Consider the following 22,411-nt stretch of genomic DNA (forward strand, 5'->3'; position numbering starts at 1 on the left):
TGTTAGAGCCAGAGGTAGCTGCACCAGCAGCTACGCCGCTGCCATCGTTGGTTGCTTTTAGAGTAACATTTGTGACCGTAATATGCTCACCTCTGTCTGCTTCTAAGGCTGTAGATTTTCCTGTCACGTTTCCTGTTGTCATTGTGATCTTGGATCCTGCACCTTCTGCATAGAGGCCTCCTTCATCATGGGATGTAATTTGAGTATTATCGGTTAAGATGATGCTGCTGCCATTTTGAGCACATATTGTTGCATAGCTTGAATCAAATGATCCTCCAGAGATTGTTATCTTAGAATGATTATTTGCAATTATACTGTTGCCTGTTTGAGTCACTTTTACATTTTTTAAATGTAAGCCTACTTTCTTTTTTTTAAAGTATCCCTTTGCCTGAATTTTTCTCTTTACCGGTCGATATTGTTACATTTCCCAGCTTATTTTCATCGTTTTTACTATTCACAAAGCCAACGCCAGTTGTAGAAGCCGTAATGGTTCCTCCAACCATTTTAATTTTGCCACCCTTAATTGCCATAATCCCAACTTGAGTATTTTTAACCGTTGTATTTCCATACAATTCAATCATACTATCAGAGATACCGGCTGCTGCACCGACCCCATGGCCATTTGTTGTTAGAGAAACATCCGTGACCTTAATGTGTCCACTGTTTTCTGCAAGTAATGCTGTTTCGCTGGATACTTTCCTCCCCCTCATTGTGATGGTATAATGTAAACCATTTGTATAGAATCCTTTGCCATTTGATGATGACGTAATTTGGGGAGTGCTTTCTTTACTGTTGATCAAAGTAATTTTGCTGCCGTTTTCAGCGTATATCTCTACGTCTTTTCCCTCAAATGACCCTCCAGAGATCATTATTTGAGATTGATTATATGCAAGTATGCCGTGTTTTGCTTGTGTAACGGTTACATTTTCTAAAGTGACTTTACTTTCTTTGTCAGTACCTATTCCTGTAATAAGAGTTTTTTTATTTTTACTGCTTGACATTTTCACATTTCTTAGCTCGTTTTTATCACTCTTGCTGTTCGAGAAGTTAGCGCCTATGCCAGAAGCTGTAACGGTCCCCCCCGATTATTTTCAGTGTCGCACCATCTTTCGCTTCAAGACCAAATAAAATGTCAGAAGCTGTTCCTTTTATTGTTGTGCCATCCATCAATTCAATTGCAGTGTTAGAGCCTTCGGCTATTATAGCGTATGTATCCTTTGAGTATGTTACTGTTAAATGCTTACCGATGATTTTACTGCCGTTTTTTGCATGAAGTGCATTATAGGTATTTCCATGTAGTGTTACTGTTTTTCCATCAAAAACTTTCAGAGGCTTAGCATGTGCACTCAATTGAATATTAAAAAGCATAATAGCTGATGTCGCTATAGATGACAGAAGGGATTTTTTATACACGAATACTCTCCTTTTAAAGTCCCCAATATTCATTTCCCCGCACTCTTCAAAAGAAGAAAAAAAAATATATATTGCTTTTTGTTAATTCATAGCTTTGATAATTTATGTTGCATTCTCTATCAAAATTAAAGTTGAAGTTATATTTAAATACGCAATGTTTAAATTTAATTTATAATGTATTTTTCATTATATTTAAAATTTAATTTTTCGTTTTATTGTTAATATTATAAAGTGCTAATAATTGTATTTATGATATTTTTATTGATGCCAATATTTATCGGTCTATGATTAAATAAATACCATGTATAAGAAAATATACTATAAAAGATAAGTGTTTTTAAAGTTGTATATTTTCTAAAAATGTCAAAGCTTCTATAGTTTTAGAGTCAATAATGAATAATTTTTTTGTTTGTTGTTTGACTTTATATTTTATATTTAGTAGTAAAAGATGTTTTTAAAGTGGAATGTGTGATGATTAATTGTTCTTAATCTACGTTTTTTATTAAGTATACTATAGTATCAAATGAGTTTTTGTTAGCAAAAATGAGAGAAGACTTTGAGGTTTTTTTAAAATCTTCGTGCATCTTTTGAACAAAATTAATATAAAATATTAATGTTAAAGATATAAAACTTGTTGACAAACTATAATTACTTTGAAAAGAGAACGGTAGCGGAGGAGGGATTTGAACCCCCGACACAAGGATTATGATTCCTCTGCTCTAACCTACTGAGCTACTCCGCCAAACCGAAATTATAATTGCAAATAATTATATCTTCTGCGGATATAAGGGGTAGAATAGTGAGATGTCAAGCATCGTTTTTAAGCTTTTTTCTTATCATTCTATTTTATCATCGATATTTAGAAGTATAATTTTATAGATAAAGTAAGGTAAAGCATAAAAATGATGCCACGTGTAGCGGTTTTAGGATGCGGTTATTGGGGTAAAAACCATATACGGACACTCCACTCTCTTGGGGCTTTAGCAGCTGTTTCTGATATTGATACTGATCGTGCTGCCAGTTTTGCTGCGATGTATGATGTAGAGGTTGTTACACCAGATGATCTTTTCGCTCATCAAAATATTGATGCGCTAGTGTTAGCGCTGCCACCACAATTTCATACACAAAATGTGTTGCGTGCTGTTAAAAATGGTAAAGATATTTTGGTGGAAAAACCAATCGCCTTGAATGTTGCTGATGCTAAACGTCAAGTTCAGGCGGCTGAGGATTATGAGCGGGTTTTTATGGTGGGCCATATTTTACGTTTTCATCCGGCTTTTGAAAAAATGTGTGAATTGGTGAAAAACGGAGAAGTGGGGGATGTGCGATATATTTATTCTCATCGATTAGGCTTTGGAAAATTTCATACACACAGTGATGCTTTATGGGATCTTGCCCCTCATGATCTTTCAATGATTTTGGCGTTGACAGGATGTGAACCCTCCGAAATTCGCGGTGAGGGGGCTGATATCGTTGATCAGATTTCTGATTTTTCTCATGTTCATATGACTTTTCCAAATGGTATACGTAGTCATCTTTTTGCTTCACGCTTGAGTCCTTATCGTGAGAGGCGTTTAACTGTTGTCGGGACAAAGGCTATGCTCGTTTTTGATGATATAGAACCGTGGAGCCGTAAATTGGCAATGCACCATTTTGCCGTTTGGAAAGAGAATAAAGAGTGGGCTTTTAGCATGGATGAGCTGAATTACATTAATGTTTGTGAGGATTTTCCACTTACTTGCGAATTACGGCATTTTCTTTATTGTATTAAAACGCGTCAATTGCCTCGCACAAATGGTGATGATGCTATTGCAGTTTTACGGATTTTAACAGCCGCTGGTGTCAATTATGATAGATAAAAGAGATTAGGTAGCGCTTTTGCATTCTTGTGATGATCAATGGAGTTAATATGCAATTCATCGACCTTGGGGCGCAGCGTGCGCGTATTGAAGATAAAATTAATTCTGCAATTGCGCATGTGGTCGCTAGTGGTAAATATATTTTGGGGCCAAAAGTAATAGAGTTTGAAGAAAAATTGGCTGAGTATCTTGGCGTTAAACATGTCATTGCATGTGCTAATGGAACAGATGCTTTGAAGATGCCTCTTATGGCTAAAAATATTGGTCTAGGGGATGCGGTGTTTTGTCCTAGCTTTACGTTTTCGGCAACGGCTGAAGTGGTTGCTTTGGTCGGGGCTGAGCCTGTTTTTGTTGATGTTTTACCTGATACATTCAATATGGATGTTGAAAAACTCTCCCATGCTATCGAAATGATTAAAAAAGAGGGACGGCTAAAGCCAAAGGCTATTATTGCCGTTGATTTATTTGGGCTTTCGGCTGACTATGTGCAAATTGCTCAAGTGGCTGCAAAGGAAAATCTTTTTTTAATTGAGGATGCTGCTCAATCTATGGGTGGAAGAAGCGGGAATACTATGTGTGGTGCTTTCGGTGACGTGGCTGCCACAAGTTTTTATCCTGCAAAACCATTAGGGTGTTATGGCGATGGAGGCGCTATGATGACTAATGATGATTATTTGGCAGAAACTTTACGCTCTATTTTGTTTCATGGTAAAGGTGAAACACAATATGATAATGTACGGATTGGTATGAATTCGCGTCTTGATAGTATTCAGGCTGCAATTTTACTCGAAAAGTTTGTGATTTTTGAAGATGAAATGGAAAAGCGTGTAGAAATTGCTCAACGCTATTCTAATGGTTTAAGAGATATTGTGACAGTTCCAGAGATAGGAGAAAATATTCGTTCTGCTTATGCACAATATACGATTAAGGTAAAAGAGCGTGATAAATTAAAGGATTTTTTACAAAAAAATTCTATCCCTACAATGATTTATTATAAAACTCCTTTACATCAACAGCCAGCTTATAAACACTTTCCTTATGTAAAAGATTCTCTGTCTGTTTCAGAGTCTTTAGGAGAGAGTGTGTTAAGTTTACCAATGCATCCTTATTTGGCGCAAACGGATCAGGATATGATTATCCAAAAAATAAGAGATTTTTATCACTCTTGAGAGCGTGCTGTTATCTTTAAATCTTGTTGTCAATGCTTTATGGGTGCGCCATCTTAGGAGGTATTTTTTTGTTAGAATGAGTGATTAATATTTTAAAGTATTATTTGCCTCTAGGATTTATGAAATGCTGTCCTTTAGGGCGGTGATATGACAAGCATTTGGAATCACTTAATGAGAAGATGGATTTTTAAAAATCGGTGTAGGGTAAGAAACTTTTTTCCTTAACTGAACAAGAAAGTCACGTTTAGTAAAAATTATTTGGGTTGTGAAAGTTTATCGTGAACCTTTGTTGATTTTACTCTTCATTTAAGGTGTTTTAAGAGATAACTTACTTAATGGGACTTTGAGAGAGACACGTTATTTTTTCGCGAATACGTGATGCTAGGTCATTTTTGCTTTTGGATTTTTGAATCAATGTGTTGATGGGTGATGTATTTCCCTCTTGTAGCGCTATGTGAGCCGCTAATGTTGCTGCAAGGTCTTTTGTTTCTTCACGGAGTTCTTCCAGCAGTTGATGGTTAGCTGTCGTATCAAGCCCATGAGTTTGGATTTTTTGTAAACGTTGCTGATAGTGTGCGATTTTTTCACGCATCATTTTGCTTTCCTTTGAAGGTGTTTGCTTTGACAATATTTGGTTTGATTGTGATCGTTTCTTTGGGAGAAGTGTTTTGTGCGGGGAGGTATAGCTGATAAAGTTGTTCTGTTATTTGGCTCAGGTGTATTTTCTGTTGGGCATATTTTTTTTGCAAAGATTCGTATTTTTGTTGGTTTTTTACTAATTCTACAGCATGTTGTGCACGGATAAAATCGTGGTTTGCTTGTATTTCCGTGAGTGATAATGGAATTTGTGCGCAAACATCTTTATGCGCAAAATGAACGGCTTTACGCCAAATAAGAGGAGATAAAAGCACCAGCAACCAAGAAGTGGAGGCAACCCCAAGAATGAAAAAAAGAAACGATTGAATAAGCATAATACCTCTTTTCAAATAAGAATACGTTTAAAACGGATTCCATGTCGCTCTAGGTGTTAATTTTAAATACCCTATGTTGATACCAAGGCGTGCACCAATTCCTGTCCGTATTGGGATTAACAAGGTATCATGGTATTTGAGCACATGAAAACCAACACCTGCAATTAAATAGGCTGAACCTGAAATACCACCATAGCGTCCCCATAAATTATTTATGCTTTTAAGATTGTAAACCAAGATCATGAGGCGGGAACCTTGTCCGCCAAAATCCCATCCTACTGAGGGACCTTGCCAAAAAACTTTCTGCTGACCATAACTTTTGGTAAAAACTTTTCCTTCGCCATAGGTTAATCCAGCAAAAAAGGCCCCGGAAGCTTCTTCTCCTAAAATATAGGCATTCGGATAACCATATTTTGAAAAAATATTTTGAATTGCGATCGCCAGACCACTAGCTGTTTTTCCAAAAAAAATATGACCAGAATCAATAATTTCTTGAAGTGAATAATGGGGTTCATTTTGCTGTATTGGTTTGAGTTGAGCATTTGAAATGTTTATGGTGACGAATAAAAGGAAGATTAAAGATATAATATTTTTGTACCCGTATCTTAGCAGAGAGAGAGCCATAGAGTTTCCTCCTTTTATGAGTGATAAACAAAAAGATAATATTAGAATTTTCATTCTATTCAAATAAAAAATAAGATGTAAGGTTATTTAAATTCTTGAATTTATTTCTGAAAATTTTTTAGCATGATTGTTAATGTTTTCTCTTATGCATCAGATGTTAAGAGTTTTGCTTTAAAATAAAGTTTGTTTTTTTGAATTTAGGAGTTTTCAATCGTTATGACCTTCGCTATTTCTTTAAAGCCTATGGATCTTGCTGCTTTGCTTTGTAGTCGTATTTGCCATGATTTGATTTCACCTGTGGGGGCTATTCAAAATGCAATGGAGCTTTATGATGACGGAGGCGCTGAAGAAGAGGCTTTTCAATTGGTGCGTTTATCCGTTGCGAGTGCTTCTGCACGTCTACAATTTGCGCGATTGGCTTTTGGTTTTTCTGGTGCAAGTGGAGGACAAATAGATACACGTGCCGCAGAGCAGGTTGCTCAACAATATATGCGGCAAGAAAAAGCAACCTTAAAATGGCAAGCTTCCTCTCTTTTATTACAAAAAGATGAAGTTAAACTTTTGCTTAATTTGTTATTGATTGCAAATGCAACAGCTTCGCGTGGCGGTGAAATTGTTGTTATGATTGTGCAAGAGGGAAATAAACGTTCTTTTCGTTTTGAGATTTTTGGTCAAACGCTCCGTATTCCTCCACATTTTCTTGCGTTCTATCATGGAGAAGTTAAAGAAGAGCCGATTGATGCACATGTCATCCAATTTTATTACACAATGTTACTTGCTCATATGACAGAGATGAAAATAAATATTGATGAAAAGGATCGTTGTATTGTTTTAGAAAGTGTGAAAAATATTTAAATAAGAGAGAAGCGCTTAAGTTATGTTGGGGAAAGAGAAACTTCGATCAAATTTACGAGCGATAAGATTATATTTGTTGAATAAGATGTGGTTACTTTGTAAGCTTTAAGCGCTTTCTATATAAAAATTTTTATGTGCGAGTTTTTTTATTTGTGACAGAATTTGTGACAGAGAAAAATCTCGGCCCGCTATATCCCGAGATTTTACAATGTGTATTTTCACTGCTTAAGCGGTTTTTCGTACGTTCTCTTCAATTGGATCACGCAATACATAACCACGTCCCCAAACGGTATCAATGTAATTTACATTAGAAGAGACTGCTTCCAATTTTTTCCGTAATTTACAAATAAAAACATCGATAATTTTTAGTTCTGGCTCATCCATTCCACCATAGAGATGATTGAGAAACATTTCTTTGGTAAGTGTTGTGCCTTTGCGCAAAGAGAGAAGCTCTAGCATTTGGTACTCTTTACCGGTTAAGTGAACAGGACGTCCTGCAACTTCGACCGTTTTTGCGTCAAGGTTAACAGTGAGATCACCGGTCACAATAACTGATTGTGCATGTCCTTTAGAACGACGAACAACTGCATGAATACGGGCAATAAGCTCATCCTTATGAAAAGGTTTTGTCATATAGTCATCTGCCCCAGAGCCAAAACCACGAACCTTGTCCTCAATGGCATTCATACCGGAAAGGATAAGGACAGGCGTTTTTATTTTTGCCAACCTTAGTGTTCGTAAAACATCGTACCCTGACATATCGGGCAAATTTAGATCAAGCAAAATGATATCATAATCATAGAGTTTTCCTAAATCGATACCTTCTTCACCTAGATCAGTGATATAAACATTAAAATTGGCTGACTTTAGCATCAACTCAATGCTTTGAGTAACCGCCCTATCATCTTCAATTAATAATACGCGCATTTTAGATCCCTCACTTCGCTCCTTTACGAATCACAAGGAGCATTTCTATTTTATAAACAGTTGGTAAAACCACTGTTGATAAAAAATCATGAAATCAAACACTTAATAATAAGCGTTTATGAATATTTCAGTAGTACGCGTAACAATCACTACTAAATTCCCCACTATCCATGATAGTGGTTAACAAAATATTTTTATTTTTAAAAGAGGCTATAAAATTATTTAAAAAAAATCGTGTATTTTTTAACATAATAAAAAATGAAGGGCTTTTCCTATAAACTTTAATCTAAAAAAAATAGTGTAAAAAAAAAAGCCTTATAAATTACTTCTTTACAATTTTAGTGTTTAGTTACGGAGCTTTAAACCTCTTCATTTTATAGTGAGAGGGATAGGTAAAAAAATAGTTATGGCTCTTTAAAGAAGGTTGTGTTTGCAAATGCTTTAAGGAAGGACGAAATTATAGTCTCATTAATGGACTGTTTTTTCGGCTAGATATATAACTAAAACGATATGAATTGAGTATGGATGCGCGTTTTGAGTTGGCACAATCAAGGAGTAGTGAGTATGAAGCCACGGGAAAATATGGTGCGGTTGAGGATGTTTCAAGTGCGTGGAAAGCGCCGTGAAATTGCACAGCTTGAGATGATGATTGCAGAATTTGAACGAATGGTGTTAGAACTGGAAACACAGATTTCTCATGAAGAACGTAAATCTGGAAATAATGATGTTCACCATTTTACTTATTCTGCTTTTGCGCGTGCTGCACGGCAAAGACGCGATAATCTGCTCAATTCCATTCGTGATTTACAGCTTCAAAAAACAAATGCTGAAATTGCTCTTCATGAAGCTCATACAGAGTTGCAACATGCACAGTTTTTGGAAGCACGAGAAAAGAAGGCTGCTGCGGATGATGTGGATATTTTGATTCAATCTAATTCAATGGTTGGCTAATTCAATGAATGGGTGATCCAAACAATTATTAAAAAATCAATTCTTTCCGATTTATCTGATTGAAAATAACATAAAAACAGCCAAACTTTTATCAAGTTTAGCTGTTTTTATAAACTGTTTTATGTTATCAAATCATGATCAATGGCAACTTAATGCCTGTAGTGTTGTATCTTGGTCGTTCGTAATCCCGCTAAGCCGTGTTCATCGATTAAACTTTGCCATGAAAGAAATTCTTCTACAGTTAAAGTATAACGTTGACAGGCTTCGTCAAGACTTAACAATCCACCTCTGACAGCCGCAACAACTTCAGCTTTGCGACGAATCACCCAGCGCCGTGTTGTTTGTGGCGGTAGGTCGGCAATTGTAAGTGGACTTCCATCTGGTCCAATAACATATTTCATTTGTGTTTTTATCAAATTGGTCATTCGTATCCTCTACCATTAGTCAAGGACTTGATTCGTTTATAGAGCATGAAATTTAAAAAAGAGCTAAACACGCTGAAAGAAAAAATTAATAAAGTGGTTGAGCGTGAAAAAGAGGTTCAAGCAAACTGGGTAGAAGCGCCTCTTGCAATATTTTACCAGATTTTATTTTGCTAGATTGGAAATAAAGAGAAAAAAGTTTTCCCAAATGATTCCCGTTGTGCCTTATTTCTATCACTCTTTTTTATTTACAGCTGCTTTTAAGAAAGTGATGCTATGGTTGTGAAAAGGATAAAAAGACAATATAAAGGCAATTAATGATATATTAATAGTATAAAAGTGGCAAGAGCATAAAAGTGGTGAAGAAGCGCGCATCAAAATGTTAACATATGGGTATCCATTAATAGAGCACTAAATAGAGAATGAATACATGTTTTTGAACAGTCTTGATTTACCAGGACAACCTAAGGATTCTCGCATTGTTGTTGCAATGTCAGGGGGGGTTGATTCATCGGTTGTTGCAGGTCTTTTGAAAAGGGAAGGGTACAATGTCATTGGCATTACACTGCAGCTTTATGATCATGGAGCTGCAACGCATCGGGTAGGGGCGTGTTGTGCGGGACAAGATATTGAAGATGCGCGCCGTGTTGCAGAAACGTTGGGAATACCGCATTATGTTCTTGATTATGAGAAACGCTTTCGCGAAGCTGTTATTGATCCTTTTGCAGAAAGTTATGCTCATGGAGAGACTCCAGTTCCATGTATTGCGTGCAATCAGACAGTTAAGTTTGCTGATTTACTCGCAACAGCACGTGAATTGGGGGCAGATGCTTTAGCAACGGGACATTATATTCGTTCGCGTTCTCATGGGGCACATCGAGCACTCTTTCGTCCTCTCGATAATGATCGTGATCAGAGTTATTTTCTCTTTGCAACGACACAAGAACAGATTGATTATTTGCGTTTTCCACTTGGCGATCTTCCAAAAGCGCGCGTTCGTGAAATAGCTGCAGAAATGGGCTTTGTGGTGGCCAATAAGCATGATAGTCAGGATATTTGTTTTGTTCCACAAGGAAAATATTCAGATGTTATTGCAAAACTGCGTCCAGAAGCCGCTAATCCTGGCTTTATTGTCCATATCGATGGAAAGATTTTAGGAAAACATTCAGGAATTGTTAATTATACTGTTGGTCAACGTCGTGGTATTGGGGTGTCCACGGGGGAAGCCCTTTATGTGGTTTATCTCGATGTGGAAAATGCACGTGTTATTGTTGGTCCGCGTGAAATGTTAGAAACGCATAAGCTTTTTTTACGTGATGTGAATTGGCTTGGTGATGAGTCATTAGATAATTTTCCTTCTCAAGGTATTGAGGTAGCTGTAAAGGTGCGTTCAACGCGTCCTCCTCATCTGGCGCGCTTGCATTATAAAGACGGTGTTTTTTCCGTGGATCTGTTGGAATGTGAAAATGGTGTGGCACCAGGGCAAGCGTGCGTTCTTTATGATGGAAATGATCATGAGGCGCGTATTCTTGGGGGAGGATTTGTAACGTATTCAGAGCGTGCAGCTGACATTGAAATGAGGTTGAAGCGTGTTTTATGCAATTTTGAAACAAAAGATTCTGCTTCCTCTGAATTTAAAACAACAGCTTCATAAAAAGATAGTGAATTGATTTATCATGATATGATCATTTTTATCCTTCAACCTGAATGAGAGACTTGTGTAAGATTTTTTCATTACAAATTTGTTTTATGATTGCATCCATCAAAATCATGTCTTTGGTACATTACAAGTAGGATTATGGTGGAAAAAACTGATAAAAGAAATGTAAAAATATCTTTTATGAATGCTTTCAAATGTTAGGGGATAAAAACTTTTAGGGCTGAAAAAGAACACACATCATTGGATATTTGTTACAATTTAAAATTTATTGTCTTTCATGGTCAAAGTTGCTAAAATGGGCAAGAGCAATTCCTGAGGCTGTGACATTGAGGCTGTCAAAGCCTTCAGTCATAGGAATCTGTAGGGCTTTTGATTGTTGTAGGATATGATGTGGTAAGCCATCACCTTCTGTTCCCAAAATAAGTGCCATTCTTTTGGTTTTGTTTGCTTGCTTGAGTGTGTGTGAGCCAGAGGGGGAGAGTGCATAAAGATGAAAGTTTTCATCGTTTAGAGCCGCTATAATGTCATTTATATCAGCGTTTTGCGTATAGGGCACTTTTAGAGCAGCGCTGGCAGAGACTCTGATTGATTTATGATAAAGTGGATCGCATGAGGTTTTGTCAACAATAATACCGTGACTGGCAAAGGCTGCCGCATTACGAAAAATTGATCCCATATTATCGTGATTCGAGATACCACATAAAACCAGAATCAAAGCTTGTTCTGGAAGATTTTGTAAAAAACTTTGTAATGATGGAAGCGTTTTGCGTTTACCGATATCTAGAACACCACGATGAACATGGAAACCGGTGATATCATCCATGACTTTTTGTGGAATGCAATAAATGGGACATAGAGGCTGTGTTTTTTCTAAAAGCGGTAGAAGTTCAGGGAGGCGTTTTGCTAAGATAAGCAGCGAAAGAGCAGAAGATTCTTTCGAATGTAATAGTGCGGACAATGTTATTTCCCCTTCAGCAATAAATTGCTGTTATCGTCCAACGAGATCTTTTTCACGGATATTATGATAGTCTTTCAGACGTGGGTCATTTGTTTCGTCGATGGTTGTGATATTCAAATGTATGCAAGATTTTTAATGCTTTTTTCTTTCAATTTCCAGATATGAAAATTCGCTTTATTTTTATAAAGAGAGATAAAAAATATTATTTTAAAACTAATGGTAGAATTTTTGTTGACAACCTATACTAATGAGTGTAAAGTAAAAACACTGATGCGGGATAATAAATTTTTTCGTATCGGGTACAGTGTCTTGGGTCCCCGCTATTTCCCAAGTCCTGTATGCCCTTAATTATAAGGGAAAAGAATCTGGGTCCCCAATGCCCAGATTCTTTTTTGGGGCGTAATTCTTCTTCTAAGTTTTTTGGCAATCATATTTTAAAATTTCCTTAAGCTATAAGGATACAGGAGAGGGATCAGTCTTTTTTTCTAAGGACAAAGATGCTTATAGATGAGGTCATCATGCACATCATAAGATGTAAAAATAATGCATGATCATGAACCATTTGAGCAAAAGCAAGTTTTTCATTCATAAAACGTGAGATGGCTTTAAGTGATTCAGAAAACGATTCATGAAGGGAATGTGTTTGATTGCTCTTGGGGAAAGCTGGTTGTTTATGTTTTGCTCTCTTCATTTTATTGCTGATGTCCGTGTAACTGGGCAGTTTTTTGCTATAACAATGATAAGTTGAGGTGTTTAGTGTATGTTGAAGTTTCTGTAATATTGAGAAAATATTGGTGATATGCCAAAAATATCATTATAGGGTTGAAAATATTATTCCTTGTTGTGTGAAGAAAAGGACGGGGTTCATGAATGTGAAAATCAATATACAAAGCTTAACTTTATACTCTATTTTTATTGCGTGTATTGTTTTTGCTTTGAAATATTGGGCATATCACATCACAGGGTCGGTTGCACTTTATTCTGATGTGTTGGAATCAATTGTCAATATCCTTGCGTCATTGGCGGCATGGTGGGCAGTTAAAGTAAGTATGAAGCCAGAAGATCATGATCATCCTTTTGGGCATCACAAAGTGGAATATTTTTCTGCGATTCTTGAAGGGGTTCTCATTATTATTGCGGCAATCGTGATTTTAAGAGAAGCATGGATAGCGCTTTCCACTGTTAAATTATTGCAGAAACCTGGAATATGGCTTGTTATTCATCTTGTTGCAACTGTTATAAATTGCATGTGGGGAATGATTCTTATTTGGCAGGGAAAACACCATCGCTCACCGGCTGTTAAAGCTGATGGTGTGCATTTTATAACGGATGTTTTTACTTCGCTTGCAATTTTAATTGGTCTGATTGCTGGCTTTGTTGGGGGATGGGGCGTCTTAGATCCTATTTTAGCGATTATCGTTGCTGTTAATATTCTCTTACAGGGGTGGAAGGTGATTAGGAATGCTGTTCAAGGATTAATGGATGTTGGTGTTGAATTGAATGAAACCATGCGCATTCGAGAGCTTATTTCTGCGAATGCAGATGGCGCACTTGAGGTCCATGATTTACGCACGCGTGTTGCTGGGAGGGTTACTTTTATAGAATTTCATTTGGTTGTGCCAGCTGTTATGCAGGTCGGAGAAGCCCATAGAATTTGTGATAAAATTGAAGGTGTTCTTCAAAAAGAATTTGATAATGTGCGTATTTCTATTCATGTCGAGCCTGAAGATGAGGCAAAATTGCCTCCCGGTACAACGATGATACCCTTTATATAAAAAGATTTTTTCAAATTGTCCGTCATGTTACGAATATTAATTTTTTACGGTGTGGCAGTTCATATCTCTTGAAAATATAATGATATTCTTTCGTTGATTTTATTTTGGCGACAATCAAAGTGGAAGGTTAAACTGGGAATCTAAGGCAAGATTTATTATGTTGTCGTACACTGTCATTTAAGGTGTGGTGAGATAAGGCCTATAAAATTTGATCTATTACATGCTTTTAGAATATGCAGCATAAATATTCAGCAGTAAGGTTTGCTGGTGGAGCTTAAGTGAATCATCATGAAATGGTTCGCCACTGAAATTTGTTTAAGAGCATGGACTGTTTACGGGACCGTTGGGAATAGATTTCTTGTTTTTTAAGGCAAGGGGATATAAGGTTTAATTATAAATTTTATATAAAATACTTTGTGAGACAACAATCATAACATATCTGACTTTATTTTGCTCTAAAAACGATAAACAAATAGGATTTTATCCATGTAGCTTGTACGAAGTTAGAGGTTTATCTGGATAACGTCAGTATCTCTATTAAGAATAGAGAAGTTATTTTCATATCGCTAGGATGTTATTAAAGAGCCCTTAAAACAATGATTCCTGGTGTTTTTGCAACATAATCCATAAAAGGGGAATCGACGACTTTTTCGTTTGCTTTGCGTGAAGAGGCATTTCGTAACATTGGCCCTTTATCTGTCATGATAAAGAACTCCACATGTGTCACATCCAATCTAGCAAGTTTTGTATAAATGCCAATGAAATCACCTGATTTTAAACGACTTATAACCTCTTCATTAATAAAGTTACTTGGAATATACGTTACTGTGCGTTTTACAACCGGAAGTCCAGGAAGATAGTTTCCATCATCAGCTTTTTTATTGAGATATTTTTCTATGCTGACTGCATGAGGACTTATTTCAGCGGTAATATCAGTGGCCAGTTTATATACTCTATGAGCTCAGCCTGTAAAAAAGTGTTTTCGATTTAAAAAATGAACATTACCCTTAATGTAATGCGTTCTTATAACATTATTGATGAATTCTTTCAGGGATGTTGATTTTCGCAATGCTTCAACATAATCTAGATAAGTGAAACAATCTAAGCCTCTAAAATCAATGATGAGTTTTTCTGGTGTCTTTTCTGAGCCATGTAACATATTTGCTTTGTAAGGTGTCCCTAAAAAGGCCTTAGAAAAAAATCAATCAGGGCTCCTTTTTCGTGATCATTTATTTCTGAACGTTTTTTGAGAAGAACATTTAATTTATTTAAAGTGTAGGGATCTAGCTCTACACTGGTTGTTTATTGGGTTTCTATTTTATTTTCTAAAACACCCTCTTGTGAAACAGAATTTTGAATACCACATCCTGTCACAAACATTAAAGTGAGAATTAATTGGGATATTTTTCGCATTTTATACACCATTTTTGAATTTAACAGTTTACAGACAACTCTCATTAAAAGAGGGGTGTCTTCATACTTATTCGTTAAATCGTTATTGGATTTAATCGTAGCATATAATCATTGATGGACTCAATAAATATGATCAGTTTTTACAGTGCTAAGCTATTCTGACGATGCTTCTTTAATCTTATCGTATATTCTAAAGGAAGTGAAAGAGCTTATTTTTTAAAAGATTTCAATTATGATAGGATATCTGATAGATCAAATAGTATTGAGATTTTTGAAAGGTGTGGTATGAAAAGGGACAATAATGTTTGATAAAATCAATCATAATCTCTCTAAAATTGTTGGAATGTTCTATATTCTCTGAGGCCTTATTCATATTTATTTTCATGAATATTTATTCGTTTAATGTAAAAAAATAATTTTTATACTTTAATAATTATATATCAAGTAAAACATAATTTTATATTTTTATCTTGACTCTTTTTTAAATTTTTACTTTGTTATTATTTTGTATTTGAAATTTATACGGTATAGAGTACTTAAAAAAGAAGAGAGTAAAAGAAAGCGGGGGTGTAACGGTGCGTGTAAAATGAGTAACTGAGTGTAAAATAGTATGTATGTTATGCAAGATCACATGCTCAATCCGAAATTTGTTCGACGTGGGCTCATTTTAGTGTTCATCACTTTATTGTTAGATATTCTTGGCATTGCAATTATTTGTCCTGTTTTGCCGGAATATTTTTCTCAGTTAACTGGAAAAGATGTTAGTACATCTTTTGTAGAAAGAGGAAAATTACTTGCAGCTTATTCAGTGATGCAGTTTTTGTTTGCTCCTGTTATTGGCAATCTTTCTGATTGTTATGGTCGTCGTCCTATTTTGCTTGTCTCTATTATCTGCTTTGCTCTTGATAATCTGATATGTGCTATAGCATGGAGCTATTCTATGTTATTTATCGGGCGTCTTTTGTCAGGAATAAGTGGTGCTAGTTTTGCAACTTGTACAGCTTATCTTGCGGATATATCGGATGAAAAAACCCGTACACGCAATTTTGGTCTATTGGGTGTTGCATCCGCTTTAGGGTTTATTTTAGGGTCGTTTATTGGTGGTTTTTTAGGTCAGTTTGGTCCGCGTATTCCCTTTTATTTTTCTGCTGTTTTTTCACTCATTAATTTTATTTTTGCTTGGATTATGCTTCCTGAAACTCTTTCTTTGTGGAATAGGCGCTTTTTTGATATTAAACGGGCAAATCCTTTAGGCGCTTTTTGGCAACTGAAGCAATATCCGATGGTTCTTTGGGTATTGTTGGTCTTTTTTCTTTATTGGTTTGCGGAATCTTTATGGCTAAGCATTTGGGCATTCATTGCAAAAGAGCGCTATGAGTGGAGTTCATTTTCTATTGGGCTATCCTATAGTGTTTTTGGGATAGGCCAATTTATTGTTGTCGCTATTATTTTACCTTATTTTTCCAAACGATGGAGCGATTGGCGTATGACGATAGTGGGGCTTTTATTTGCATCGGTTGCGATGCTAGGCTATACATTCGCAACAAAGGGGTGGATGGTTTATATGGTTTGTGCGTGTACAATGCTTGAATATCTTGTTCATGCACCTATCCGTGCTATTGCTTCAGCGCAGGTGCCGATAAATGTACAAGGAGAATTACAAGGAGCCATGACATCTGTTGTTTCATTGAGTTTAATATTTGGTTCTGTTTTTTATGTGTTTCTCTTTGAATGTTTTACAGATAAAAATGCACTGTTTTATTTTTCTGGAGCTCCTTTTGTTGGAGGTTTTTTGCTTCTTGTCGTTGCAACGGTCATTTTTACTTTGCGGGTACGTTAATTTGTTGAAGAGAGATGGTAAGTATATTTTGCTAGAGAATGCCCTAAAAATTATATTTGATAGGCATAAAATTTTTTTGTGATGTTTGTTTTGCAAAGTATTGTATAAAATACCGGCCTACCTTTCTCATTCATTACAAATAACTTTTTTGTTTTGTAATATAGTTGTGCATCATAAAGCCTGTGTTTTTTGCTTATCACCGTTCAGTGTTCATGGGGCAGTCTGCTGAGAAAAATGCATCAGTGTTAGATGCATCGGTGTTGTATGAACAATTTCAAATTTTTTATACCCAAATTGGAAGTAAAATATTACCTCTATTTATTTGTAGCATTTCTGGAATTGAAAGAAAAGCTTATTTGAGAAGAATATAAAATTATAAAGTTGAACAACCTTTTTCATTCGGCTTTACCGTTTTCAAAACTATTATCTACGCTAATATTTTTTTAAGAGTAGAGATTTATTGCCTTGTCTCACACTTTTGTTTGTTTCATTCTTTAGTAGGAATGATGCTTCTGAAGAGTAGAATGTTTAGAACTTTATTGTGAATCTGGCTCTTGTTTTGAGGGGATCGTTTTAATGGGTTTGCTACTCATTTCGTGATCGTGTCGATGAAGAATAGAAGCAAACAGTGCTATAAATGGTATCAGATTCATAATACACGCATCTTTTTATTTACAAAAAGATTCAGCACCATCATTCTACTTTGTTTGGGGCGTGTAAGCCCGTGATTTTGATGGATATAATCCTAAAAGGAAAGGCATGAGAAAGAATAGGAGGAGAGTGAAAAAATTTTACGCTATTCAGCTCTCTCATTTAAGTTGCAAGATAATAAATAATACTACTTATTCTATAATCTGTCGGTAATAATATCGTTATGCGACATGAAAACGATATTATTCGAAAAAAAGAAGCTAGAAGGTGAGGCATTTTGTCTTAAGATATTTTTTTATAATTCATAATGAGATCAGAAAAATGCTGAAAGAGGTAGTGACTATCTTGTGGTCCAGGGGAAGCTTCTGGATGATATTGAACAGAAAAAACTGGTTTTCCAATGATTCGAATTCCACAGTTAGAACCATCAAAGAGAGAAATATGTGTTTCTTGAACATGTTTTGGTAAAGAGGTTGCATCTACAGCAAAACCGTGATTCATCGATACAATCTCAACTTTTCCGCTGTTAAGGTCTTTAACAGGGTGATTTGCCCCATGATGTCCTTGGTGCATTTTTACGGTTTTTGCGCCAACCGTAAGGGCGAGAAGTTGATGACCAAGACATATTCCAAAAATTGGTAAATTATGATCAATCAATGCGTTGATTGTTGGAATGGCATATTGAGCTGTTGCCGCGGGATCTCCTGGTCCATTAGAAAGAAAAACACCATCAGGATTCATTGCCAGAATTTCTTTTGCCGTTGTGTGGGCGGGGACAACAGTAATACGTGCTTTTTGTGTTGCCATAAGGCGGAGAATATTGCGTTTAATACCATAGTCAATGGCAACGATATGAAGATTGTGTACATTGTTTGTGCCATATCCTTTATTCCAACTCCATGATTCTTCATCCCATTGCATTGATGATTGAGATGTCACTTCTTTCGTAAGATCAAGATTAAGGAGGCCGTGCCATTTTTGCGCACGTTTTTTTAAAGAAGGAATATCAAAATTTCCATCAGGATCATGCGCAATGACAGCATTTTGCGCGCCCTTTTCACGAATAAGAATTGTGAGTGCACGTGTATCAATACCACAAAGCGCAATAATTTTATGGGCTTTAAGCCATTGATGAAGATTTTCATTGGCACGATAATTTGAAGGATGTGTAATATCTGCCTTGAAAATAGCGCCAACAGCACCGTGATTGTTGAGGGGCGTAAGAGCTTCAATATCTTCACTATTTGCCCCTACATTTCCTATATGAGGAAATGTAAAATTAACGATTTGTTGTGTGTATGATGGGTCTGTAAGGATTTCTTCATAGCCTGTGATAGCGGTATTAAAACATACTTCAGCTTCAGCAATACCTGTTGCACCTGCACCTTTGCCTTCAATGACGGTTCCATCAGCTAGGACTAAGAGGGCTGTAGGTTTGCTGATACTCCAAGGACTGCTCGATGAAATTGTTTGTATCATAGTGTGTATCCACAATTTATTTTCTGAAAAGTATAATGATCAACTTTACACAAAGATCATACCTCTAACAGACGCTGTGTCTGTTATTCTAGTCATGTTTTGCTTAAAATAGAGAGTATAAGGACATTCCATGAAGAGGTAAAGTCTTGTTTTTATCTTTGTCATAGATCAAGTTCTCAATTATTTTTTTTATTCTCCATTGAAAGATGGATAAAGATTAGTTAAAAAGCGTTTTCCGCTGGAACAAAATTGGATATATTTATGTTGCGTGATCAGATTGATGGGGCTCTTAAGGCTGCTTTGAAAGCGCAAGATAGTGCGCTTCTTGCGACACTTCGTTTAATGAATGCTGCGGTTAGGGATCGTGATATTCTTTATTATGATGAAGGGAAGCTAGAAGTAGATGATCAGCAGATACAGTCTGTTTTCATTAAAATGCTTCAACAGCGTGAGGCGTTAATGCGTGTGTATAAAGAGTCTGGTTGCTTGGAGTTAGCAGAGAAAGAACAAGCAGAAATAGAAGTTATTCGTGAATTTCTTCCCTATCAGCTTAAGGAGATAGAAGTAGAGCAGGTTATTTGTGAAGCTTTGGAACAAACGAAAGCTGAAAAATTACGTGATATCGGTAAGGTAATGGCGTGGCTCAAGGAACGGTATGCGGGGCAAATGAATTTTTCTAAAGTGTGCAATAGTCTTCGTAAAAAATTGCAATAGATCTTATCGATTCAAAGGAATTGGAAAATATTTCTTATTGTGCAAGGCCTTTGTCCGTCAGTAGGATGTCGGTCAATCGTATTTATCTTATACATAAAGCTCTTATCAAAAAAATACTCCTTTGAAGTGAACAAACTTATTTTTTGGGGCTCATGGAGCAATAAAATGCTTTTTCTGTCTCATATTTTGCTGTTCTTCAAAGTCTGTTACATTAATAAAGAACAAAAAGATTATAATTTTTTACTTTTAAAAAGATTTATTATCTTCACTGTTAAAGATAAAAAAATAGGATGATAAAAAAGCTAACTCATCTTAATTTCAAACTTTGTTATAAGCGTGTATTGTCGTCTTTTTTGATGGTTAAAAGCGCTTATTTGATTAAAGAGTTGCCGTTATCTTCCAAGAGGGATAATTATTTGGCAAGAGGTTTAAATCCAGATGATCTTATCAATATGGTGCGTATCTGCTTAATTCAAGCGCTGGTTTTCATAATTGTGATAAGGAATCCAGAACTCTAAAATGCTTTTTTTGGGTGACTATTTTTAAAGATGAGATAAAGAGATCCTTCGAAAAGAAGTCTTTGTTTGTAATTTGTTTTGAGATGATTTTTAAAATTATTTTCTCAGCAACGCCTTCAAGCTATGAAAATCTCTACATTAAGCAGAATAAAATGAATATCCGCTAGTTATAGTGTTGGTACAGTGGTGAATCGATTAAAAACAGTTCAGTGAGCAACAGTGGCCTTCCCGTTAGCCGTAAGCGGGAACGGCGTGCCCATAGCGCGCCTTGTTGGCCAATATGAATGTAATCGCGGGTTAGTTTGTCACTGTTAAATAAATAGTGTCCTAAGGGGATAGTTCCTAAATGCATCAAGGCTTGATTGTGGTGAAGGGTTTCTTGTGGGATGACAGTGCGTCCAAGGAGCCAGGGTTTATTGTCGCCCATCAATATGACTTCGCGTAGCCAATAACGCGCACTTTTGGGCAGATGTGCTGCTTCTTCTTGTAATTTATCTTGCGGAATAAAACATTCGCGTCGTAATTGAACTTGGAAGTTGGTACAATATTTTTTTAATCGAAGCGTCATCGAGCCCGATTCCATAAGCCAGTCGCGAATGTTTTCTGGTACGGGAGGATTTTGATCAAAGAGCCACTTCAGAGGTGGTAAGATGGAATCTTCAAGATAAGACATCGTTTTACTCCACATCTAAAATCCTATTCCCTATGTTATGTTGAGTGCGCTCAAGAGATGGTTTTATTGTAATACAGGCGTATAAAGGCAGCAAGATTTTAACGGAAAAATTGAAAGAAAAGATTTTTAAAAGAAGATAGGGGGAAAATAGGTTATCGCGTTATTTTCATAAAAGAGCAAAATAATCTCTTTATGCTTTATCGAGAGTGCTTTCATAGAATGCATTATAGAATTTTCTTGATAGCACGAGGAGAATGGGTAGGATAGTCCGTGCTTTAACATTGGTTTGTAATACATATGAAAAAGCGATGAAGAATGCATCTATGGAAGACGATATAAAGAGGAAATTTTAAGAGGAGTAAAACCCTTATGTTATAGTTTAAAATAGGAATATATTTTAAAAAAATTAAAATAGATTATAGTATTTCATTTATATAGTACTTAACTTATTATAATAAAATCATCTTATATTAAATTATAATAAATATTATTAATATATTTTTTATTGTTAAGAATCAATTTAAAATGGGGTATAAACCTTATCGCGTTTATTTTTTTATTTTGTATAATATAAAAATACTTTTTATTATTTTACATTTCCTTCTTGTCTTTATCTTTTAACAATGCAAAAGAGCTCTTCGGTTTTTTAATTCAAAATGGGCTTGTTGATGAAGTGTATAGGCGTTAAGTACTCCGGGGTAGGATCTTTCATCATCATAATTGGTTTTTGGAATCTTGTAGATTGCTATGACAGTGAGATGAGCTGGATTTGCACGTTTGAAGCAAAAACACGGTGTAAAAATAAGTTCGTATTTCATTAAAATAATGCATACACCCCTCCTGATATGCCTAGGCTTATATAGATATAGAAGGGTGCATTATAAAAGTCTTTACTGTTTTTTGTTTAGATGAATGATGGGGTATGCTAGAAATCGTAGCTTAAGCACTTCACCATCATCCCCAAAATGGTATCAATGCGTTACGGAGAAATATTTCAAAATATTTCAGTTGTTTTATTGAATACCAAAAGGTGATTAATAAATAAATGTTCTATGATCGAATTTTTCGTCCTATCCATATAAGAATACAGGCTCCTATAAAACCTGAAATAAGATAACCAAGCCAACCAGCAAAACTTACGCCTAAAAGACTAAAAAGGAAGCTCGCTAAGGCAGCGCCAATAATCCCTAAGATAATATTTAACAATATTCCTGTTTGGCTTTTCATAATATACTGTGCAGCCCAACCTGCAATCCCGCCGATAATGATAGCTGCAATCCAACCGATGTTTGCATTTTCCATGATATTCTCCTTTGCCTGAATTGAAATTGTAACTAGAGTAAACTTTGTAAAGATCAAGGTTTATTCCCTTTTTACCCAGTGGAAAGGGTATTTTTGTCAGAATTTTTACTTATTACTTTTCTGTATATTCAAATAATATTCATATTTATATCAGTATAATATCTAATAAATTTAAATATATAACAAATTTTAATTTATAAATAAACTATTTAATTGAAATAATATCAGTTAAAAAAT

General features: G+C 35.7%; 18 protein-coding genes, 1 tRNA gene and 3 pseudogenes. 9 read left to right on the top strand and 13 right to left on the bottom strand.

Features of this window, described 5'->3' with window-relative positions:
- The 4 genes from HWX04_RS06140 to HWX04_RS06155 form a co-directional block, all read right to left on the bottom strand.
- A partial coding sequence (locus HWX04_RS06140; RefSeq protein ID WP_175869288.1) for a hypothetical protein occupies window positions 1–334 on the bottom strand: 334 nt, incomplete at its 3' end.
- Between the two features lie 37 nt (window positions 335–371).
- A complete protein-coding gene (locus HWX04_RS06145; protein ID WP_175869289.1) occupies window positions 372–1,001 on the bottom strand; it encodes a hypothetical protein in 630 nt (209 codons plus the stop codon).
- Window positions 1,002–1,047: 46 nt separating this feature from the next.
- The gene (locus HWX04_RS06150; protein WP_175869290.1) at window positions 1,048–1,413 is read right to left on the bottom strand and encodes a hypothetical protein; all 366 of its coding nucleotides are present in this window, start codon (window positions 1,411–1,413) and stop codon (window positions 1,048–1,050) included.
- Window positions 1,414–2,081: 668 nt separating this feature from the next.
- Window positions 2,082–2,155, bottom strand: a tRNA-Met gene (locus tag HWX04_RS06155).
- Between the two features lie 160 nt (window positions 2,156–2,315).
- Here HWX04_RS06155 and HWX04_RS06160 point away from each other — a divergent pair.
- On the top strand, window positions 2,316–3,272 hold the full coding sequence (locus HWX04_RS06160; protein ID WP_175869291.1) for a Gfo/Idh/MocA family protein: 957 nt from the start codon (window positions 2,316–2,318) through the stop codon (window positions 3,270–3,272).
- Window positions 3,273–3,322: 50 nt separating this feature from the next.
- Window positions 3,323–4,441 carry a DegT/DnrJ/EryC1/StrS family aminotransferase gene (locus tag HWX04_RS06165; RefSeq protein ID WP_175869292.1) on the top strand — a complete coding sequence of 373 codons (1,119 nt, stop codon included), beginning with the start codon at window positions 3,323–3,325 and terminating at the stop codon, window positions 4,439–4,441.
- A gap of 328 nt (window positions 4,442–4,769) precedes the next feature.
- Here the strand turns inward: HWX04_RS06165 and HWX04_RS08665 are convergent.
- Together HWX04_RS08665 and HWX04_RS06180 are read right to left on the bottom strand one after the other, a co-directional pair.
- Window positions 4,770–5,412: pseudogene (locus HWX04_RS08665) on the bottom strand (hypothetical protein).
- Window positions 5,413–5,439: 27 nt separating this feature from the next.
- Window positions 5,440–6,036, bottom strand: coding sequence for a DUF1134 domain-containing protein (locus HWX04_RS06180; RefSeq protein WP_175869295.1), 597 nt, complete (start codon window positions 6,034–6,036; stop codon window positions 5,440–5,442).
- A gap of 216 nt (window positions 6,037–6,252) precedes the next feature.
- Between HWX04_RS06180 and chpT the strand changes: the two genes are divergently transcribed.
- Complete coding sequence (chpT, locus tag HWX04_RS06185) at window positions 6,253–6,891, top strand: histidine phosphotransferase ChpT (RefSeq protein WP_175869296.1); 639 nt, start codon at window positions 6,253–6,255, stop codon at window positions 6,889–6,891.
- 225 nt (window positions 6,892–7,116) lie between these two features.
- On the opposite strand, the gene ctrA is transcribed toward chpT, so the two are convergent.
- The gene (gene ctrA, locus HWX04_RS06190; RefSeq protein WP_175869297.1) at window positions 7,117–7,818 is read right to left on the bottom strand and encodes a response regulator transcription factor CtrA; all 702 of its coding nucleotides are present in this window, start codon (window positions 7,816–7,818) and stop codon (window positions 7,117–7,119) included.
- 564 nt (window positions 7,819–8,382) lie between these two features.
- Here ctrA and HWX04_RS06195 point away from each other — a divergent pair.
- A complete protein-coding gene (locus HWX04_RS06195; RefSeq protein ID WP_175869298.1) occupies window positions 8,383–8,769 on the top strand; it encodes a flagellar export protein FliJ in 387 nt (128 codons plus the stop codon).
- Window positions 8,770–8,918: 149 nt separating this feature from the next.
- Here HWX04_RS06195 and sciP read toward each other — a convergent pair whose 3' ends face one another.
- Window positions 8,919–9,194, bottom strand: a complete 276-nt coding sequence (sciP, locus tag HWX04_RS06200; protein ID WP_120101864.1) for a CtrA inhibitor SciP — start codon at window positions 9,192–9,194, stop codon at window positions 8,919–8,921.
- A 45-nt stretch (window positions 9,195–9,239) separates the two neighbouring features.
- Here sciP and HWX04_RS08840 point away from each other — a divergent pair, with 45 nt between their 5' ends.
- Window positions 9,240–9,368, top strand: a complete 129-nt coding sequence (locus HWX04_RS08840; RefSeq protein ID WP_281356850.1) for a hypothetical protein — start codon at window positions 9,240–9,242, stop codon at window positions 9,366–9,368.
- A 253-nt stretch (window positions 9,369–9,621) separates the two neighbouring features.
- Complete coding sequence (gene mnmA, locus HWX04_RS06205) at window positions 9,622–10,845, top strand: tRNA 2-thiouridine(34) synthase MnmA (protein WP_175869299.1); 1,224 nt, start codon at window positions 9,622–9,624, stop codon at window positions 10,843–10,845.
- Between the two features lie 271 nt (window positions 10,846–11,116).
- On the opposite strand, the pseudogene HWX04_RS06210 reads toward mnmA, so the two are convergent.
- Window positions 11,117–11,932 (bottom strand): annotated as a pseudogene (locus HWX04_RS06210) (TrmH family RNA methyltransferase).
- A gap of 743 nt (window positions 11,933–12,675) precedes the next feature.
- Here HWX04_RS06210 and HWX04_RS06215 point away from each other — a divergent pair.
- A complete protein-coding gene (locus HWX04_RS06215; RefSeq protein WP_175869300.1) occupies window positions 12,676–13,584 on the top strand; it encodes a cation diffusion facilitator family transporter in 909 nt (302 codons plus the stop codon).
- A gap of 577 nt (window positions 13,585–14,161) precedes the next feature.
- On the opposite strand, the pseudogene HWX04_RS06220 reads toward HWX04_RS06215, so the two are convergent.
- A pseudogene (locus HWX04_RS06220) lies at window positions 14,162–14,997 on the bottom strand (DUF1460 domain-containing protein).
- Between the two features lie 619 nt (window positions 14,998–15,616).
- On the opposite strand from HWX04_RS06220, the gene HWX04_RS06225 reads away from it, so the two are divergent.
- Window positions 15,617–16,837: an MFS transporter gene (locus HWX04_RS06225; protein ID WP_439330027.1), complete on the top strand. Its 1,221-nt coding sequence runs from the start codon at window positions 15,617–15,619 to the stop codon at window positions 16,835–16,837.
- 933 nt (window positions 16,838–17,770) lie between these two features.
- On the opposite strand, the gene carA is transcribed toward HWX04_RS06225, so the two are convergent.
- The gene (gene carA / locus HWX04_RS06230) at window positions 17,771–18,967 is read right to left on the bottom strand and encodes a glutamine-hydrolyzing carbamoyl-phosphate synthase small subunit (protein ID WP_175869302.1); all 1,197 of its coding nucleotides are present in this window, start codon (window positions 18,965–18,967) and stop codon (window positions 17,771–17,773) included.
- Window positions 18,968–19,228: 261 nt separating this feature from the next.
- On the opposite strand from carA, the gene HWX04_RS06235 reads away from it, so the two are divergent.
- Window positions 19,229–19,681: a GatB/YqeY domain-containing protein gene (locus HWX04_RS06235; protein ID WP_175869303.1), complete on the top strand. Its 453-nt coding sequence runs from the start codon at window positions 19,229–19,231 to the stop codon at window positions 19,679–19,681.
- 681 nt (window positions 19,682–20,362) lie between these two features.
- Here the strand turns inward: HWX04_RS06235 and ubiC are convergent.
- Together ubiC and HWX04_RS06245 are read right to left on the bottom strand one after the other, a co-directional pair.
- Window positions 20,363–20,872, bottom strand: coding sequence for a chorismate lyase (ubiC, locus tag HWX04_RS06240; protein WP_175869304.1), 510 nt, complete (start codon window positions 20,870–20,872; stop codon window positions 20,363–20,365).
- 1,050 nt (window positions 20,873–21,922) lie between these two features.
- Window positions 21,923–22,174: a GlsB/YeaQ/YmgE family stress response membrane protein gene (locus HWX04_RS06245; protein ID WP_012232083.1), complete on the bottom strand. Its 252-nt coding sequence runs from the start codon at window positions 22,172–22,174 to the stop codon at window positions 21,923–21,925.
- Window positions 22,175–22,411 lie beyond the last annotated feature (237 nt).

This window comes from Bartonella gabonensis, assembly GCF_903679515.1.
GTDB lineage: Bacteria > Pseudomonadota > Alphaproteobacteria > Rhizobiales > Rhizobiaceae > Bartonella > Bartonella gabonensis.

What these genes read in the sequence shown, in the direction of transcription:
- HWX04_RS06180 (WP_175869295.1), bottom strand. Translation starts at nt 6,036, where the DNA reads ATGGCTCTCTCTCTGCTAAGATACGGGTACAAAAATATTATATCTTTA.
- HWX04_RS06225 (WP_439330027.1), top strand. Translation starts at nt 15,617, where the DNA reads ATGCAAGATCACATGCTCAATCCGAAATTTGTTCGACGTGGGCTCATT.
- HWX04_RS08840 (WP_281356850.1), top strand. Translation starts at nt 9,240, where the DNA reads ATGAAATTTAAAAAAGAGCTAAACACGCTGAAAGAAAAAATTAATAAA.
- sciP (WP_120101864.1), bottom strand. Translation starts at nt 9,194, where the DNA reads ATGACCAATTTGATAAAAACACAAATGAAATATGTTATTGGACCAGAT.
- chpT (WP_175869296.1), top strand. Translation starts at nt 6,253, where the DNA reads ATGACCTTCGCTATTTCTTTAAAGCCTATGGATCTTGCTGCTTTGCTT.
- HWX04_RS06215 (WP_175869300.1), top strand. Translation starts at nt 12,676, where the DNA reads ATGAATGTGAAAATCAATATACAAAGCTTAACTTTATACTCTATTTTT.
- ctrA (WP_175869297.1), bottom strand. Translation starts at nt 7,818, where the DNA reads ATGCGCGTATTATTAATTGAAGATGATAGGGCGGTTACTCAAAGCATT.
- HWX04_RS06160 (WP_175869291.1), top strand. Translation starts at nt 2,316, where the DNA reads ATGATGCCACGTGTAGCGGTTTTAGGATGCGGTTATTGGGGTAAAAAC.
- mnmA (WP_175869299.1), top strand. Translation starts at nt 9,622, where the DNA reads ATGTTTTTGAACAGTCTTGATTTACCAGGACAACCTAAGGATTCTCGC.
- HWX04_RS06245 (WP_012232083.1), bottom strand. Translation starts at nt 22,174, where the DNA reads ATGGAAAATGCAAACATCGGTTGGATTGCAGCTATCATTATCGGCGGG.
- HWX04_RS06145 (WP_175869289.1), bottom strand. Translation starts at nt 1,001, where the DNA reads ATGTCAAGCAGTAAAAATAAAAAAACTCTTATTACAGGAATAGGTACT.
- HWX04_RS06195 (WP_175869298.1), top strand. Translation starts at nt 8,383, where the DNA reads ATGAAGCCACGGGAAAATATGGTGCGGTTGAGGATGTTTCAAGTGCGT.
- ubiC (WP_175869304.1), bottom strand. Translation starts at nt 20,872, where the DNA reads ATGTCTTATCTTGAAGATTCCATCTTACCACCTCTGAAGTGGCTCTTT.
- carA (WP_175869302.1), bottom strand. Translation starts at nt 18,967, where the DNA reads ATGATACAAACAATTTCATCGAGCAGTCCTTGGAGTATCAGCAAACCT.
- HWX04_RS06235 (WP_175869303.1), top strand. Translation starts at nt 19,229, where the DNA reads ATGTTGCGTGATCAGATTGATGGGGCTCTTAAGGCTGCTTTGAAAGCG.
- HWX04_RS06165 (WP_175869292.1), top strand. Translation starts at nt 3,323, where the DNA reads ATGCAATTCATCGACCTTGGGGCGCAGCGTGCGCGTATTGAAGATAAA.